Origin of the sequence: Pseudonocardia sp. CA-142604, from assembly GCF_050948475.1 — a bacterium.
Classification (GTDB): Bacteria; Actinomycetota; Actinomycetes; order Mycobacteriales; family Pseudonocardiaceae; genus Pseudonocardia; species Pseudonocardia alaniniphila.
Genome location: NZ_CP192045.1, coordinates 8,180,109 through 8,196,170, shown reverse-complemented (window position 1 = coordinate 8,196,170; position 16,062 = coordinate 8,180,109). Strand labels below are relative to the sequence as shown.

Below are 16,062 nucleotides of genomic sequence, written 5' to 3'. Positions count from 1 at the left end.
CGTCCTTCATCCACCGAGCAGCAACGCGGCCTCCGCCTCGGGCGCAGGTCGGCCTTCCTCGTCCAGACCGCGCTCGGCGTAGTAGCCGGCGACCATCGCCCGCAGGCGTTCGGCGGTCAGCGCGGCCACCCGTCCGGAGCCCAGCTCCAGCGGCGTCTCCAGCATCCGAGGCGGCAGCGTGTCGTCCGCGGCCGTGGCTCCTTCGCGCTGGTTGAACACCCGTTTGGCCAGCACGATCCGCCGCGCGATGGTGTGCAGCTCGGCCGCGTCGACATCCCAGCCGGTGACCGAGCGCAGCAGCGCCGCCCACTCGGTGAATGGGTCGTCGAAGACCCCGCGCAGGAACTTGCAGAGGATCATCGAATCCATCACCGCGGCCCGGTCCTCCGTGCCTACCGCCGCCGCGACATGGGCCGGACCGCCGTCCAGCCGGTCGTGCTGGCCGGACAGGTCGGCCTCGTACGCGCCGGAGCGGTTGTGGTCGGCGCCGCGGGCGTTGACCGCGAGGCCCAGGGCCATCGCCTGCAGCGTGCGGGGCTCGTAGCCAGGCAGTTCCAGGCCCTTGACCTGCGGCGCGAACGCGATCGAGCCGTTGCCGACGACCTCGGCCGCCCGCCGTGAGCCCTGCGCCAGCAGCTCGCCGAGGCCCTCTCGGGCGCCGATCAGGTCGAGCGCGCGCAACAGCGCCGCACCGTCGCCGAACTTGAGCCACGGGGCATCGATGAGGCCACGCTCGACGCACTCCATCGCCCACGCGATCGTGCCGCCGGCGGAGATCGTGTCCAGGCCCAGCTCGTCGCAGCGGGCGCTGGCGGCGAACACGTCGTCCGGGTCGGAGACGCCGCACAGCGGCCCGAGCGCGAACACGTTCTCGTATTCCATCCGCTGCTTGCCGCCGCCCTTGCGGGAGTAGATGTGCTCACAGCCGATCGCGCAGGACGCGCACGAGTTGCGTGCCACTCCACGCAGCTCGTGCAGCTCCTCGGCAGCCAGCCGGGGCGCGTCGGCGAAGGTGGCCGCAGTGAAGTTGCGGGTCGGGAGCGTGGAAACGGCGTTGAAGGCGAGCAGGTTGGCCAGCGTGCCCAGCTCGCGGTACTTCGCCGTGGCCGGCCCGAAGCTGCGCGTCCGCAGGTCCTTCGCCGCGGCCAGCACCGCCGTCTGGTCCGCGATCTCCACCCTGGTTGCCGACTTGACCAGGATGGCCTTGAGGTTCTTGGCCCCCAGGACCGCGCCCAGCCCGCCCCGGCCGGCGTGGCGGCCGTCGTGACTGATCGTGGCGTAGTGGACCAGCTGCTCTCCGGCGGGCCCGATGGCCGCGGTCTGCCAACCGCGCCCGAACCGCTCCCGCACGGCCTCTTCGGCCTGCGCCGCCGGCAGCCCGGCCAACTCCGGCGCTGGTTCGAGGCGGGCACCGTCGCCGTCGACGAGCACCACCGACAGCTCCGCTGCCTTCCCGCGGACGACGATCGCGTCGTTCCCGGTCAGCTTGCCGGCGATGGCGAACCGGCTCGACGCCAGCGCGTCGGTGAGCAGCCCGGTCAGCGGCGACTTGGCCACCACCGCGAACTTCGCGCTGGTCGTCAGCGGCGTGCCGACCAGTGGGGAGAACACGAAGGCCAGCGGCGCTTCCGGGGCGAGCGGGTCGACGCCGGCCGGGGCCAGCCGGTGCATCAGCCAGGTGCCCAGGCCGACCCCACCCAGATAGGCGCGCAGGACGGCGTCCTCGAGGGGGAGCGGCGTGCTCCTCACCTCGCGGTCCCCGACGTCCACGACCAGGGCCCGGCCGAAATATCCACCTGCGGACACAAGACCCAAGCGTAGGCCTGCTCAGCCTCCGGCGTCGGCTGACAGGAAGGCGACAGTGTCGCTGTGGACGAGCGGCAAGCGAGCGTCGCGGGTCATCTGGTCGCCGTTGATGGCCGCCACGACATGTCGGTCGAGAGCGATCCCCACGGCAGCGGCAGCCGCACCGAGCGAGGCCGCACGGACCGTGCGCGGCCCCCGCTGCCCGCCGCTCGCGAGCGCCCCGAACCGCTCGACCACCACCTCCGGCTGCGGTCGGGCGAGGGCGGCAGCGTAATCATCGGGCTCGTTGACGTTGACCAGCGAGTCCAACCCCGGGTCGGCGCGTGCCAGCGCAGGATCGGCAAGCAACGTGTCGTCGTCGAGCTGGGTGACCCGGCAGTGCTGGAACAGCATCCCCGGCCGCAGGTCCCCCTCGTCCAGCAGCTTTTCCACCAGCCCGGCCAGCGCCGTCCGGTAGCCGGCCGCCAGTGGCTGCCGGTAGCCGCGCGCCACCGGCAGTACGACATCAGCCTCCGGATCGGCGAACCCGCGCAGCACCCGCCGGACCAGCGCGGGATGCAGGAAAGGCAGGTCGGTCGAGCACACGAAGGCCACCGGTGCTCGCTCGTCGAGCGCGGCCAACCCCGTGGCCAGACCCCGCATCGGCCCCAGCCCGTCGATCGGGTCGGCCACCACCTCGATCCCGGGCGGCAGCTCGGGCAGGTCCTGGCCAGGTGCGGAGACGACCAGTACGGGCCCGTCGACGACGCGAGCGAGCAGGGCGGTGGTTCGGTGCAGGAGCGTGGAGCCGTGCCACTCCAAGGCCGCCTTGGAGCGGCCCATCCGGGAGGACCGGCCGCCGGCGAGGACGACGCCGGCGGCTTCTGCGGGCCCGATCACGGCTCGATACTAGTGGCGTCCAGGTGGGTTGGCCGGTATCCGGCAGCCTGCCGCGTTCGACGTACATGTCGGTCGGCTGACGCGAGTTCCCAGGTAGAGCGTCGGACTCATGCGCCGCCGCCCGGGGTCGGTACGCCTGCACTCATCCCAGCGGTAGTTCAGCCACACTGCGCCATGCCCCGGGCGCGGCCGAGCCCTGGAACAGGTGAGCCACCTGCACCGACGCTGTCACCGGCAGTCGCCTGGAGACTGCGTCGCCCGCGGCGGACAACGTGTCGAGGGCGGCATGGTCTCCGATGGTCAGGTGAGGCACCGGCGTGCCGAAGGCACCGCGGTAGGGAGGGCACTCGGGGAACGCCGACCACACGGCGTCGATCAACGCGCGGAAGCCGTCGGCCGGATGCGGAGCAAGCCATACGACGGTGTCGGCGAACCAGCGCACCTCCGTGAAGGAGACCTCGAAGCGCGGCACAGATCGAACCGCATCGCGAAGCCGCCGCAGTTCGTCGGGGCCGAGACGATCGGGAGCGAGGAACGGGTAGATGACGGTCACGTGCGCCGGCACGCCCCAGCCCGCTGAGCGATCCAGCGAGGAGCGAAACGCGCCTACCACCGGCTCGGCCTCTGGCACCGGTACGATGACTGCACTCTCGCTCGTGTCCACTCGACGATCATCCGATGGGCCCGGCGGGGCGGCCACCGCATTGCACCGCACTTCGGCGGGCGCCGCCGCACCCGTCGCCGCTTCGACGGAGCGCAAGGCTGGGCCTGGCTCGGATGTCGGGGGCGAGCCCCGGCGCGATCCTGGAAGCGAAGATGGCCCATGTCGGATGATCGAGACGTTTCCGCCCCACGGATCCTCGGTTGACACCTGTCCCGAGGCATCTCATGATCATGGTTGTCCGCAGTGGAACATCGGCCGTAATACAACAAGATCGCCGAACGGTTTCGCCCTGATTTCCCGGGCACCCCGATTCTGGCCCCGAAGGACTGCCTCGCCGGATATCGGTCCGGACACAAGGATGTGGAGGTGTTCGTATGGCGCTGATTCGTTCACGGGCGCTGCTGGCGGCAACCTGCTCCGCGCTTCTCCTCGCGCTTTCTGCATGTGCAAGCTGGTCGTCGCAGGCCCAGGAGCCGGAACCGGAGGCTGCCGCACCGTCCGCCGCTGCGGGCAAGCTGGAGCGCGTCAAGGTGCACGGAAAGTCGCTCGAGGGCAACCTCATGGGCGAATCGGCCGACCCCGATGTGTCGATCTACCTGCCGGCGAGCTACGCCACCGATTCCGATCGCCGGTATCCGGTGGTCTATCTGCTGCACGGATACACGGGGACGGACCTGTCCTACTTCGGTCCCGGCGGCCGCCAGCTGGACCAGATCGCCGAACGCGTCTTCGCCAACGGCGCCGCGCAGGAGATGATCCTCGTGATGCCCAACTGCATGAACGCCTACGGCGGCTGCATGTACTCGAACTCGGTGACGGCCGGCGACTGGGAAACGTATGTCGCCGACGATCTCGTCAGCTATGTCGATCAGCACTACCGCACGATCGCGACGCGTGCGAGCCGTGGGCTCGCGGGCCATTCGATGGGCGGCTACGGGACGATCCGTATCGGCATGAAGCGCCCCGACGTGTTCAACGCCCTCTACGCGCTCAGTTCATGCTGCCTGAACGAAGGGACGATCCGTCCGCCGGCCGGCGGTGTGACCCCGCTGGCCGAGTCGATCAAGAGCCCGGAAGAAGCACAGGGCAACCGCGATGTGATGGGCACGCTGGCCCGGGCCGCTGCATGGGCGCCGAACCCGAAGAACCCACCGTTCTTCTTCGACCTGCCGACGAAGAACGGTGAGGTGCAACCGGACGTCGCCGAGAAGTGGGCGGCGAACTCGCCGGTCGCCATGCTCGACCAGTACGCCGGGAACCTCAAGAAATACAAGGCGATCGCGCTGGACATCGGGCTCCAGGACAGCCTGCTCGCCAGCGACGAGGTCTTCGTCGACCGCCTCAACCGGTTCGACGTGCCGCACACCTTCGAGACCTACGAGGGTGACCACAACAGCGGGGTCCCTCAGCGCCTCGAGGAGAAGGTCCTGCCGTTCTTCTCCCAGCAGTTGGAGTTCGGCTCGTAGCAATGTCCTGGCGCGTCTGCTGGATACTGATGCGGCGGATCTTCGATGCTGGACAGGTCCGGTCGGAGGTGCGGGGATGAGTTTCCGGTTGGCGGCCTACGCCGTGTGCGTCGAGGACGGGCGTGTGCTTCTCGCCCGTCACGTACCACCGATGGGCGAGAGCAGCTGGACCCTTCCTGGCGGTCGGGTCGAGCACGGGGAGGATCCGTTCGATGCGGTGATCCGGGAGGTCGCCGAGGAGACCGGGTGCGACGCGGTGGTCGAACGCCTGCTGGGCGTGGACTCCAGAGTGATCCCCGCGGCCACCGCGCGTGCGGGGGTCGAGCACCAGAATGTCGGCATCTTCTATCGGGTCCGCATCACCGGCGGCCACATGCGGCCCGAGCCGAACGGTGAAATCGCCGAGTCCGCCTGGACCCCGATCCCCGAGGTCGCTTGCCTGTGCCGCTCATCGCTGGTCGACGTCGGACTCGACCTGGCGCAGACCGTGCCGGCGACCGGTCACGTCGCTCCCGTTCCGGTCGGCGGCTTGATCCAGCACTGAGATCTCGACGGCGCCTGCCTGTTCGAGGTCCTCGAGCAGGGTGGAGAGCACGGTCGTGGGGATACCCAGCGGGTCGATGAGGCGGCGTGGCCGTACCGCGAGATCGTGAATGATCAGCGGTGTCCGCCGCTCGGCCACCGGTTCCAGGGCGGGCGAGGTCACAGTTCTGGTCGACGTATCGACGCTTCACTTTTCGCCCATAGCATCCTTTTGCGCACGATGTGAAGCGCATGGGAATAGCTGGCTTGCGATAGAGAAGTTACCTGGTTACGGTTGTCGTCATGACCGGACAGGCAAGGGTGATCCTCCTGGCGCGCACCGAGCCGCGGGCGGTCACGCGCAGCTCGGACGCCCAGCCCAGGCTGGGTTTGTTCACGTCGCGCGTGCGCGGTGGACCTCCGGGGCGCTGACTGTCCATTCTCCCTCGGAATGTCGTGTACCTATCTGCCGGAAGCGACTTCCAGTCAGTCAACATGTTGCGAGAGTGAGGAATGATGAAGTTCGGCATCACCTTGTTTGCGACCGACGAGGGAATCTGGCCCAGTGCTCTCGGGAAGGCGGTCGAAGAACGTGGGTTCGACTCGATTTGGCTCGCCGAGCACTCGCACATTCCGGCGAGCCGAGAGACCCCTTTTCCGCTCGGCGGCGAGCTCCCTCGCGAGTACTACCGTGCCTACGACCCGTTCGTCGCCTTGGCGAGCATATCCTCGGTCACGGACAGAATCCTGCTCGGCACGGCGATAACGCTGGTCATTCAACGCGACCCGATCCACACCGCAAAGGCTGTCGCGACGCTCGATCAGGTATCGGGTGGTCGGGCAGTGCTCGGCGTCGGCGTCGGCTGGAACCTCGAGGAAATGCGCAATCACGGCACGGACCCAAGTGCCCGAGGCCGGTTGGCCGACGAGCGGCTGGCGGCCATCCGCGAGATATGGACCAAGGAGGAAGCCGAGTTCCATGGGTCGCTGGTCGACTTCGACCCGATTTATTGTTGGCCCAAACCGGTGCGTCAACCTCATCCTCCGATATACGTCGGAGGCAACAGCGCCGCGGCCGTTGCCAGGGCCATCCGCCATGGCGCAGGCTGGCTTCCCTTCTCGGTCCCCGAACCGCGGCTCGTCGCTCAGCAGTTGGCGATGACTGAGCGTGCCGGAGACGGTGGCAGCACTGCGATCACCATTACGAGCTTCGACCCGAGTAATCATGCCGTACTGGCCGCGTACATGGAAAGCCGAGTCGAGCGGATCTTGTTCTTGCTTCCGACAGGGCGGGAGAGCGAAACACTTCATCGCCTGGACGGACTGGCCAGCCAGATCGAGTCTTTGCAGTAAGAGGCCGCGGGCGGTCGATCGGGTTGTGTCCCGGTGTGGGGCGATCAGGGGTGCGTCCGGATGACGGCGGACGCGTGGGGCGTTCCCAAATCTTCAAGACCCCCGCTACCGTCCGGCCCGACGATGGGCTCATGACGACCGATGTTCATCTTTCTCCACGTCTCATCGTGCCCGACCCGGACCGTGCGTCGGCGTTCTACCAGGTGGCCCTTGGTGCTGAGCAGGTGTTCAGCGCTCCCCGGGGCGACGATGGCCGGCCCAGCGTCGTTGATCATCGCGTCTACGGGTCGTCCTTCCGGGTCTCGCCGGCCGTCTCATCGTGGGGGTGGCTGTCACCCGATGATCTCGGTGGATCCGCAGTTCTCCTCGAGGTCGAGGTCGACGACCCTGACGCCGTGGGCGAACGCATGATCGCTCACGGCGCCGAGGTGATCGTGCCGATCGAGAACCGGCCCTACGGCAAGCGCTCGGGCCGCATCCGTGACCCGTTCGGCCACCTGTGGATCATCACGGGCAACCTACGGTGAGCCGGCCGGGCTGGACGCGCCACACGCTCGCCACCGCGCTGGGCCGTGGGAAGACCGACCTCGTTCTGGGCGCCGGCGACCGGGAGGTCAGGCTCGGCAGTACCAGTCCTCCCGGCCGCCGAGCGACTCCTGGGCGGCGTCCGGAGCGGGGAACGGTGTGCGGAAGGTGAACGCCCACGCTGACGGTCCGCGCTCCCGCAGATGCGCAAGCCTCTCTTCCGCTTCCTGGACCGTCGGCCGATGGCCTTCCGGTACCCACCACAGGACCTGATGAGCCTGCCCGAGCCGGCTGAACCCCTCACGCTTGCGCTGCAGCACCGCGAGATGTGCGGGGTTTCGGTAGACGAAGTCGCCCAAGGCTTCGAGCGAGGCCCACACCGTCATGTTGACGATTATTCGATCGTCGCCGAACCCGCGAACGGCCGTGGCATCGCCATCCTCGGTCTTCATCCGCCAGCGGAAGCCCGGAGCCGCGTCGGCAACGGCGTTGACCGGAACCAGCGCGTCCACGAACCACTTCAGTTCCGGTTCGGTGAGGGGCACCACCGGCAGTGCGATGTTGACCTGAGCGATCTCCCAGTTCGTCATGATCTCGGAAGCTAGACGTCGAATGGATCGATCGCCAGCTTCCGGACGAACCGCGCCGGGCTCCGCCCGCTGGAGCAACCACGCTTGCTCAAGGAGGGGCACGGTGCACGCCACTCCTGGGTTCATCGCGAGCGATCCGGGTGAGCGGCGCTACTTGTCCCCCTCGTTCAGGATCACAGTCGGCGGAGTACCTTTCGCTTTTACGTAGAAGACGGCCAGCTTCGCGGGCTGCGTCTCGCTGGCATTGCGACTCACGATGTGCACATCCGTCGGCGATTCGTAGAAGACGCCGCCGGCGTTGACGGTCCGGGGGCTGCCGCCCTGAAGTTGTGTCACGACACTTCCTTCGAGCACGTAGACGAAGAGATCGCAATTGTGTCGATGCACCTGGGAGGCTTCGCCTGGAGCAAAATCGACGATTTCGATCATGCCTTCCTTTCCTGGCAGGTCGGGAAGGTCTTGGGTCATCAGACGTGTCACTGACCCCGCCTTCGTCTGACGGACGTCGCCGTGGTCATGGGCACTGTCAGGCGCGTGAGCAGCACTGCTGGGCGCCTGGGCGTTGCTGGATGCTTGGCCACTGCTGCATGCCAGCACGCTGCTGAACGCCAGCACGGATACCAATCCCATCTTGACCATCCTGTTCACGTCCTGCTCTCTTCCTGTTGGATTGCCGCCTCGGATGTGGGTGAGCGTTCGATTTCGGGTGCGCACCTTGTTCGTTGTCCCGCCCGCGACGCTACGTGCCCGTGGCGCTGGGATCTGGGGCATTCCCGCGGCGAACTACTGGGCCAATTCCGCGGCCGGACGCCGCGTTCGGAACCGACATCTGGAACTGGACGGACCGGCCGCCGGGGCCGGCCCGGTTCAGGGGATCCCGATCGGCGGAAGGCCGAGGGACTGCCGGATCGACGCCACTTGCCGGAAGGCATCGTCGGCCTCAACGCGACGGCCCAGCGCCAGGTGGCTGTCTCGGAGCCGGATCAGCGTCTCGACCTCGTTGTCGTGGGCGCGGAACTCGCGGTAGATCGCTGCCGCCCGGCGGTAGCCGGCGAGCGCTTCGTCGAACCGTTGGAGTTGGTGGTAGGCCATCCCGAGGCTCTCCCACGCGTTGGCCTGGCCGAACCGCTCGCCCGATGATCGGAAGAGATCGAGTGCATCCTGGCAGTGGCCGATGGCGTCGTCGGACTTGCCGAGGAGGACGAGGTACCAGCCCATCGCGCTCGTTGCGGCGGCTTCGCCCGTGACGCAGGCGGTCGTACGGAACAGGTGGCGTGCGCGGGTGGCGTGCGCGAGTGCGGTTTCGGGGTCGCCCTGGCGGTCGGACAGCCAGGCGTACTGACGCAACGTGTAGGCCGTGGCGCACACGTCGCTGAGTTCCTCGAACAGCGAGAGTGCTCGGACCAGCCGGGCCTGGGCTGTGGCGTGGCGGCCGAGTCGGGTGTCGGCTCGGGCGAGGCCGCGGAGTGCGTAGGCCAGGCCGGTCGCATCGGAGATCTCGGTCGCCGAGCGTGCTGCGAGTTGGTGGGCGGCGGCGAGTTCGTGCCAGTGGCCCTGCCGGTCGTGGCAGTTGCGTAGGGCCCATGCGAAGCGCCAGGCGTGCGAGTGCAGACCGTGCGCGGCCATCCACTCCAGCAGCGGCAGCGTCACGGGGCGTTCGGCCTCGAACCAGCGGATGGCCTGTTCCGCGTCGGCCAGGGTCTCGGGTGCGACGTCGCGTTCCGGGGCGAGGGGCGCGGGCTCGTCCTGGTGAGCGGAGACGAGCCGTGCGCCGCGGTCAGCGGTGTGGAGGTAGTGGGTGGCCAGCCGGTGGAACGCCGTGTCCTGCTCCGCGTGGTGTTCGGTTTCGGTGATCCGCTCGTTGGCGTAGGCCCGCAGCAGGTCGTGCCGGGCGAAGCGTCCCGGTGAGGTCTGCGTGACGAGGTGGGCGTGGGCGAGTTCGCGCAGCAAGGTGCGGGCCGCGTGGACGGGCACGGCGGCGGTGCTCGCGGCGGCGCTCGCGGTGGTCTCCGAACCGGGATGCAGGGCGAGGAGGCGGAACAGTCGCGCGGCACCCGGCGTGAGCAGTGTGTAGGAGGAGGTCAGTACTGCGCGGATGTCGGGGGTGGAATCCGAGCCGGCGAACGCGTCGAGGGTGTGGTGGGTGCCGAAGAGCTGTGTTGCAACCTCGGCAAGAGGAAACGTCGAGGGCTGCGCGGCGATGCGGGCGGAGACGATCGCCAGGGCCAGGGGGAGCCGGGCGCAGTGGTCGATCAGGGCATCGGTGGCGTCGGGTTCGGCGTCGACCCGCGTGGTGCCGAGTCGGCGGGCGAGGAGTTCGCGTGCTGTGTGGTGGTCGAGGAGGTCGAGGGTGATGGTGTGGGCGCCGGTGCCTGCGACGAGTCCGTCGAGGGTGGTGCGGCTGGTGACCACGACGAGGCAGCGGGACCGGCCGGGCAGCAGGGGGAGTACGTGGGTGGAGTCGCGGGCGTTGTCGGCCACGATCAGGCAGCGTCGGTCGAGAAGCAGGCTGCGGTAGAGGGCGGCCTGGGCGTCCGCGGTCGGAGGGATCCGGTGCGGGTGGACCCCGAGTGCGTGCAGGAAACCCAGGATCGTGTCCTGCGGGCCGACGTGGACGCCGCCGCTGTCGAATCCGCGGAGGTTCACATACAGCTGGCCGTCGGGGAACCGGTCTGTGATCTGGTGTGCCCAGTGCAGCGCGAATGCGGTCTTTCCGACCCCGGCCATCCCACTGATCACGATCACCGTGGTGTTTTCCGGTGCCGCCCCGTTGGTGGGCAGTGTCGCCCGGGCCGCGGCGAGCGCCGTCGAGCGTCCGACGAAGACGGGCAGGTCCGCGGGCAGTTGCGCCGGGCGCGCGGTCGGGGCGAGCGTCTGATGTGGAGCCCTCAGGTCGGGGTCGGAGCGCAGCATTCGTTGGTGTAGCGCGCGTAGCCGCGGGCCGGGGTCGGTGCCCAACTCCTCGCGCAGGACCCGCCGGGTGTTCTCGTAGGCCAGGAACGCCTCGGCCTGTCGATCGCAGCGGTAGAGCGCGAGGATGAGCAGCTCGTGCAACGGCTCACGCAGCGGCTCGCAGGCCACAGCCGCCTGGAGGTGGTCGACGATCCGGGCATGCTCGCCGCGGTCGAGTTCGAGGCGGCACATGCTCTCCAGTGCGGCCCACCGCAGCCGGGTCAGACGTGCCCGCTCGACCTGCACGAAGGCTCCCGGGATCCCGGCCAGTGGGGTGCCCTGGTGCAGCGACAGCGCGGTGCGCAGGTGCTCGACCGCGTCGTGCTGCCGACCCGCTTGGGTTGCGATGTCGGCGCGGGTGACCTGCTCGCTGAAGCGACCCACGTCGACGGCGAGGGGATCCACGTCGATGCGGTAGCCGCCGCGGTCGCCGGCGAGGATGCGGTCGACCTCAGCGGTGGCGAGGAGTCGGCGTATGCGGTGGAAATAGGTGCGAATCGTGGCGCTCGGCTGTGCTGGGAGGGTTTCTCCCCAGAGCGCGTCGGCGATCTCGTCCATCGACATCGGCGTGCCGTTCTGCAGCAACAACAACGCCAATGTGGCGCGTTGTTGAGGAGCGCCCAACGGGAGCTCGACACCGCCCCGCCAGGCCCGCACCGGCCCGAGCAGGGCGAACCCGAACTCATGCTCCACCGCCGTCTTCTTCCCCGTTCGTTCTTGGGATCGTGCCGAACACGGGACGGGCCAGGCGATACCGTAATCCTGGCAAGTCTACTCGGCACGATGATGGTCGATTATCACCTTTTCTTCCTGTGTACCGTATTGGCGATATGGTCAGGACCATCGGCGTCGCTTACTCGAATAGTACGGGCGATCCGAGCGTGACTCCATGGACCGCGCAAGCCGGGGAGGCGTGCTGGTGATTCACCACATGCCCGGCTACGACCGCGAGACCAAGGAGATCACACGGCGGTTCGCCGTCATGGGCCCGAACCTCTACAGCCGCGAGGCACCCGGTGCGAAGCCCGACGACGCCGCGGCCGCCGCTCGGGCCAGGGCGTGGTGCCGGACGCGCGATTCGTCGGCGACGCGGCGGGCGCAGTGCGTTGGCTGCGCGCTCAACCCACCTCCAACGGCAAGGTCGGCACGATCGGCTACTGCGCCGGCGGTCGCCAGGCGTTCCTGGCCGCCCTGGAGCTGGACATCCAGGGCGCCGTCGACTGCTACGGATCCTTCGTCGTGGGCGCGCCGCCCGAGGGCCACGCGCTGCAGGTGCAGCCGCTCGCCGGCCGCGTGGCCGAACTGCGCGCCCCGGTACTCGGCCTCTTCGGTAGCAGGGACACCTACCGTCGGCGAACGAGATCGACGAGCTGGAGAAGCTCATGCAGGCTCACGGCAAGGAGTACGCGTTCCACCGCTATGACGAGGCGGGGCACGCATTCTTCTCCGTCGACATGCCGCTCTACCGCCCGGCGTCCGCGATCGACGGATGGAAGCGCGTGGAAACCTTCTTCGCCACGCACCTGTCCGGAGAGGACTGAGCCCGCAGCCCGGCGCGCAGCTGGTCATGAATGCCGGTGGCCGGCCGGCGCGTTGAAGGGCCGGGGTAGGACGTCGAGTGCGCCTGGGCCAGGGTGCACGCCCGGACGGACCGGTCGCCGAGGTCCGACCCGGGCTTGCCGTGTGTCAGGCGACAGTGGCGTGCAGCGAGACGTCGATGTTGCCCCGGGTGGACTTGGAGTACGGGCACACCTGGTGCGCGCCGGCGAGCAGGTCGTCGGCGGTCTGCTGGTCGATCCCGCCGGCTTCGAGGCGCAACACCGCACTCAGCCGGAACTCGTCGGCGTTGGTGTCGTGGTGCAAGGTGACCTCCGCGATCACCGCGAGGTCCTTCAGCGCGACCTTCTTCCCGCTCGCGACCCGCCGGACCGCACCGACGAAGCACGACGCCCAGCCTGCTGCGAACAGCTGTTCCGGGTTGGTGCCTCCGCCCGCTCCGCCCAGCGCCTTCGGAACGGCGAGGTGGACGTCGAGCGCACCGTCGTCGGAGGTGGCGCGGCCGCCGTTGCGTCCTTCCGCGGTGGAGGTGGCAACGGCCGTGTACGTGGTTTCAGCCACGAGAGATCCCTTCTCCTGTCTTGGCACGCGTGAAATCAGTGGTGATCGCCGGGCGGGGGAACCGTGCGCGGCTCACCAGCCGTCTCGTACGTCCGTGGAGACAGCGTTCGGTCTCGACGGATCCCCCGGGGCCGCGCTCGGCACCGCACATCCCAGGGCGAAGACGGCGCTCGCCGCGGCGAGCGCGACGTGCTGGGGCGACCAGCGCCGTCGCGCGCGCGGGGAACGTGGTTCCGGCGACGTCAGGTTCGATGGAATATCGCGTGGCACGTAGTCACGCTAGGTGCGCATTGTTGGCCTTCGCGCCTGACATGTGACGCTGTCTCTGTACGTCACAGCGGAAACGATGGCGCTCATCTCCGATGGGTGAGGCCCTCACGCGGCGCCGCAGGGACGCTGCACTCAGTCCGTGCCTTTGCTGACCAGGTCGATCAATCCGCGGAAAGGAATAGGTTCCCATGTCCAGTGCAACTGAAGTCCGCCCCTTCCGTGTCGATGTTCCGGAAGAGGAACTGGTCGACCTGCGTCGGCGCCTCTCGGCGACGCGCTGGCCCGAACGCGAGACCGTGGTAGATGCCTCGCAGGGCGTACAGCTCGCGACGATGCAGGAACTCGTGCGCTACTGGGCCGGCGACTACGACTTCGGCAGGCTCGAGGCGAGGTTGGACGGACTGCCTCAGTTCATGACCGAGATCGACGGGCTCGACGTCCACTTCATCCACGTCACGTCACCGCACGAGAACGCGGTGCCGCTCATTATCACGCACGGCTGGCCGGGTTCGGTCATCGAGATGCTGAACGTCGTCGGCCCGCTCGCCGACCCGACGGCACACGGCGGAGACGCGGAGGACGCGTTCGATGTGGTGGTTCCGTCGATGCCGGGTTACGGGTTCTCCGGCAAACCGACCGCTACCGGCTGGAGCCCCGAGCGCATTGCTCGAGCCTGGGCCGAGCTGATGAAGCGCCTCGGATACACCCGCTACCTCGCCCAGGGCGGCGACTGGGGTGCTCTGATCACGGACCTGATGGGCGCGCAGGCTCCACCGGGGTTGCTCGGCATCCACTCCAACATGCCCGGCACGCTCCCACCTGACGTTTCGAAGGCGCTCGTGTCCGGCGGCCCGGCACCAGCCGGCTTGTCGGCCGAGGAGAGCCGCGCGTGGGAACAGCTGAGCTTCTTCTTCTCGAAGGGCATCGGATACGCAACCGAGATGGGGCTGCACCCGCAGACGCTCTACGGTCTTGCTGATTCGCCCGTCGCCCTCGCCGCCTGGATGATCGACCACGACGCGCTGAGCTACGAGGACATCGCACGGGCGTTCGACGGTGACCCCGTCGGCAACCTCACACGAGACGAGATCCTCGACAACATCACGCTCATGTGGGTGACGAACGCCGGGGTTTCCTCGGGTCGTCTCTACTGGGAGAACAAGCTCGGCTTCTTCGATGTCAAGGGCGTCTCCATCCCGGCTGCTGTGAGCGTCTTCCCCCGAGAGCTTTATCAAGCTCCGCGGAGCTGGGCAGAGCAGGCCTACTCGAACCTCATCTACTTCAACGAAGTCGACCAGGGCAATCACTTCGCGGCCTGGCAGGAACCGGAGATCTTCACGACCGAGGTCCGGGCCGCGTTCAGGTCACTGCGGTGATCCCCGATCTCGTCGGCATGCGGCAGTTGGGGTGCTAGTCCGTTTTCGGCGCGAGGCGGTAGATGGCGCCGGACTTGTCGTCGCTGACGTAGAGCGCGCCGTCGGGTCCGATCACGTCGTCGACCGGGCGGCCCCAGCGCTCGCCCTTGGCGTCCTGGAAGCCACCGAGGATGGTCTGCGGCGCGCCGAGCGTCTTGCCGGCTGCGACCCACGGCATCCACACGACCGCGGGCGCGCGCGGCGGCTGCGCGTTCCAGGAGCCGTGCAGCGCGAGCACCGCGCCCTCGCCACGGTCGGCGCCCAGCGTGCCGGCGGGCAGGAAATGCAGCCCGAGCGGCGCGCTGTGGGCCGGGATCCCGCGCTCGATCGGCTTCAGGTCCGTGCAGCTGCGGACCTTGCCGTCGGGGTTGTTCTGCGCGTCAGGCGTGAACGGTGGATCGGCCTCGTCCAGCGCGGTGCCCGCGACACCGGGATCGACGTCGGGGTCCGGGTTGCAGGTCGGCCAGCCGAGGTCGCGGCCCGGTGTCAGGCGCGCCACCTCCTCCGACGGATGGTCGGTGACGTAACCCGGGATGACCTTGCCGAACGCGTCGGGCTCGCCGCCGTAGGCACGGTGGAACGGGTAGGCGATGTTGTCGCGGTTGTTGACCGCGACCCAGAGCGACCCGTCGGGCGCGAACGACAGGCCCTCGCCGTTGCGGATTCCGCGCGCGAAGATGCGCAGCGTGCCGGTGTCGGGATCCACGGTGGCCACGGTTCCGCGGGGCGGGTTCATCCGCTCGTCGGCGAGGCCGGCGTTCGTCGAGCTCGGCAGCGGGATGTAGAGCGTGTGGTCGGTTCCGACGACGACCGACTTGAGCCGGTGCACGTCGTCGCCGCCGGGCTGGAGGTCGGGCAGGTGGTCGACGACCGTGGTGCGCGGTCCCGGGCCTGCGGCCGACCACGGGTAGCGGTCGAGGCGATCGGACTCGATCACGTACAGCACGCGCTGGCCGTGCCAGGTGTCGAAGGCCAGGCCCTGCGGCTGGGTCAGGCCTGCCAGCAGGACCCGCTGCTGCGGCACCGCGCTGGGGTCGCTGCCCGGGCTCACGAGCGACACGGTGCCGTTGTCGGGTTGGCTGACCAGCAGGTCGCCCTCGGGCGTCCACACCTCGTAGCGCGCGTTGGCGACGCGTGCCCACACCGAAGCGTTCCACCCCGCCGGGACCTGGACGACGTGTGGCGTGTCGAACGGCGGCGTCGCGTTGGCCTGCGGCACCGAGAGCTCGACAGACGTCGTCGCCGGGTCCGCAGCCGGCGCAGGGTCGGCGGCGGTCACCGTGCCGGTCGTCTGCGAGCCGCCGACTCCGCAGCCGCTGACCACGGCGGCCAGCACCGCCGTAGTGGCCAGCGCCGATCGCAGCGCTCTCATCGTCGGCAGGGTAGTCCGCGAACCGGGCGTGCGCGGCGACCTCGCCGCCGGCGTTGCTGCGCCGAAGGGCGGCCGAGGCCCGACATCCAGGCGACGCGTTGGGCTGCCGACGTCCGCCTCGATCTGCGGG

At 68.8% G+C, this 16,062-nt stretch carries 15 protein-coding genes and 1 pseudogene; 8 read left to right on the top strand and 8 right to left on the bottom strand.

Going from position 1 to position 16,062, the window contains the following annotated elements; all coding sequences use genetic code 11:
- Window positions 1–6: 6 nt before the first annotated feature.
- The 3 genes from ACQPZQ_RS37155 to ACQPZQ_RS37145 all read right to left on the bottom strand — a co-directional run bounded on the left by ACQPZQ_RS37155 (window position 7) and on the right by ACQPZQ_RS37145 (window position 3,316).
- Complete coding sequence (locus tag ACQPZQ_RS37155) at window positions 7–1,806, bottom strand: aldehyde ferredoxin oxidoreductase family protein (protein WP_433288837.1); 1,800 nt, start codon at window positions 1,804–1,806, stop codon at window positions 7–9.
- A gap of 21 nt (window positions 1,807–1,827) precedes the next feature.
- Complete coding sequence (gene mobA / locus ACQPZQ_RS37150; RefSeq protein ID WP_433288835.1) at window positions 1,828–2,685, bottom strand: molybdenum cofactor guanylyltransferase; 858 nt, start codon at window positions 2,683–2,685, stop codon at window positions 1,828–1,830.
- A gap of 142 nt (window positions 2,686–2,827) precedes the next feature.
- Window positions 2,828–3,316: a 2'-5' RNA ligase family protein gene (locus ACQPZQ_RS37145; RefSeq protein WP_433288833.1), complete on the bottom strand. Its 489-nt coding sequence runs from the start codon at window positions 3,314–3,316 to the stop codon at window positions 2,828–2,830.
- Between the two features lie 407 nt (window positions 3,317–3,723).
- Between ACQPZQ_RS37145 and ACQPZQ_RS37140 the strand changes: the two genes are divergently transcribed.
- The 5 genes from ACQPZQ_RS37140 (at window position 3,724) to ACQPZQ_RS37120 (ending at window position 7,217) form a co-directional block, all read left to right on the top strand.
- Window positions 3,724–4,815 carry an alpha/beta hydrolase gene (locus ACQPZQ_RS37140; protein ID WP_433288831.1) on the top strand — a complete coding sequence of 364 codons (1,092 nt, stop codon included), beginning with the start codon at window positions 3,724–3,726 and terminating at the stop codon, window positions 4,813–4,815.
- Between the two features lie 76 nt (window positions 4,816–4,891).
- Window positions 4,892–5,359, top strand: a complete 468-nt coding sequence (locus tag ACQPZQ_RS37135) for an NUDIX hydrolase (protein WP_433288829.1) — start codon at window positions 4,892–4,894, stop codon at window positions 5,357–5,359.
- A 281-nt stretch (window positions 5,360–5,640) separates the two neighbouring features.
- Window positions 5,641–5,769, top strand: a complete 129-nt coding sequence (locus ACQPZQ_RS37130; RefSeq protein ID WP_433288828.1) for a hypothetical protein — start codon at window positions 5,641–5,643, stop codon at window positions 5,767–5,769.
- Between the two features lie 84 nt (window positions 5,770–5,853).
- Window positions 5,854–6,690 (top strand): LLM class F420-dependent oxidoreductase, encoded by an 837-nt coding sequence (locus ACQPZQ_RS37125; RefSeq protein WP_433288826.1) that lies wholly within the window; start codon window positions 5,854–5,856, stop codon window positions 6,688–6,690.
- A 131-nt stretch (window positions 6,691–6,821) separates the two neighbouring features.
- Window positions 6,822–7,217 carry a VOC family protein gene (locus ACQPZQ_RS37120; protein ID WP_433288824.1) on the top strand — a complete coding sequence of 132 codons (396 nt, stop codon included), beginning with the start codon at window positions 6,822–6,824 and terminating at the stop codon, window positions 7,215–7,217.
- An 87-nt stretch (window positions 7,218–7,304) separates the two neighbouring features.
- Here ACQPZQ_RS37120 and ACQPZQ_RS37115 read toward each other — a convergent pair whose 3' ends face one another.
- The 3 genes from ACQPZQ_RS37115 to ACQPZQ_RS37105 form a co-directional block, all read right to left on the bottom strand.
- A complete protein-coding gene (locus ACQPZQ_RS37115; RefSeq protein WP_433288822.1) occupies window positions 7,305–7,805 on the bottom strand; it encodes a DUF3291 domain-containing protein in 501 nt (166 codons plus the stop codon).
- 150 nt (window positions 7,806–7,955) lie between these two features.
- On the bottom strand, window positions 7,956–8,444 hold the full coding sequence (locus tag ACQPZQ_RS37110; protein ID WP_433299539.1) for a cupin domain-containing protein: 489 nt from the start codon (window positions 8,442–8,444) through the stop codon (window positions 7,956–7,958).
- Window positions 8,445–8,672: 228 nt separating this feature from the next.
- Window positions 8,673–11,450, bottom strand: a complete 2,778-nt coding sequence (locus ACQPZQ_RS37105) for a BTAD domain-containing putative transcriptional regulator (protein WP_433288820.1) — start codon at window positions 11,448–11,450, stop codon at window positions 8,673–8,675.
- A 366-nt stretch (window positions 11,451–11,816) separates the two neighbouring features.
- On the opposite strand from ACQPZQ_RS37105, the pseudogene ACQPZQ_RS37100 reads away from it, so the two are divergent.
- Together ACQPZQ_RS37100 and ACQPZQ_RS37095 are read left to right on the top strand one after the other, a co-directional pair.
- A pseudogene (locus tag ACQPZQ_RS37100) lies at window positions 11,817–12,044 on the top strand (dienelactone hydrolase family protein); the annotation flags it as partial.
- A gap of 95 nt (window positions 12,045–12,139) precedes the next feature.
- Window positions 12,140–12,298: a dienelactone hydrolase family protein gene (locus tag ACQPZQ_RS37095; protein ID WP_433288818.1), complete on the top strand. Its 159-nt coding sequence runs from the start codon at window positions 12,140–12,142 to the stop codon at window positions 12,296–12,298.
- Between the two features lie 145 nt (window positions 12,299–12,443).
- Here ACQPZQ_RS37095 and ACQPZQ_RS37090 read toward each other — a convergent pair whose 3' ends face one another.
- A complete protein-coding gene (locus ACQPZQ_RS37090; RefSeq protein WP_433288817.1) occupies window positions 12,444–12,875 on the bottom strand; it encodes an Ohr family peroxiredoxin in 432 nt (143 codons plus the stop codon).
- Between the two features lie 458 nt (window positions 12,876–13,333).
- Here ACQPZQ_RS37090 and ACQPZQ_RS37085 point away from each other — a divergent pair, with 458 nt between their 5' ends.
- Window positions 13,334–14,521 (top strand): epoxide hydrolase family protein, encoded by a 1,188-nt coding sequence (locus tag ACQPZQ_RS37085; RefSeq protein ID WP_433288815.1) that lies wholly within the window; start codon window positions 13,334–13,336, stop codon window positions 14,519–14,521.
- 34 nt (window positions 14,522–14,555) lie between these two features.
- On the opposite strand, the gene ACQPZQ_RS37080 is transcribed toward ACQPZQ_RS37085, so the two are convergent.
- Complete coding sequence (locus tag ACQPZQ_RS37080; RefSeq protein ID WP_433288813.1) at window positions 14,556–15,932, bottom strand: PQQ-dependent sugar dehydrogenase; 1,377 nt, start codon at window positions 15,930–15,932, stop codon at window positions 14,556–14,558.
- Window positions 15,933–16,062 lie beyond the last annotated feature (130 nt).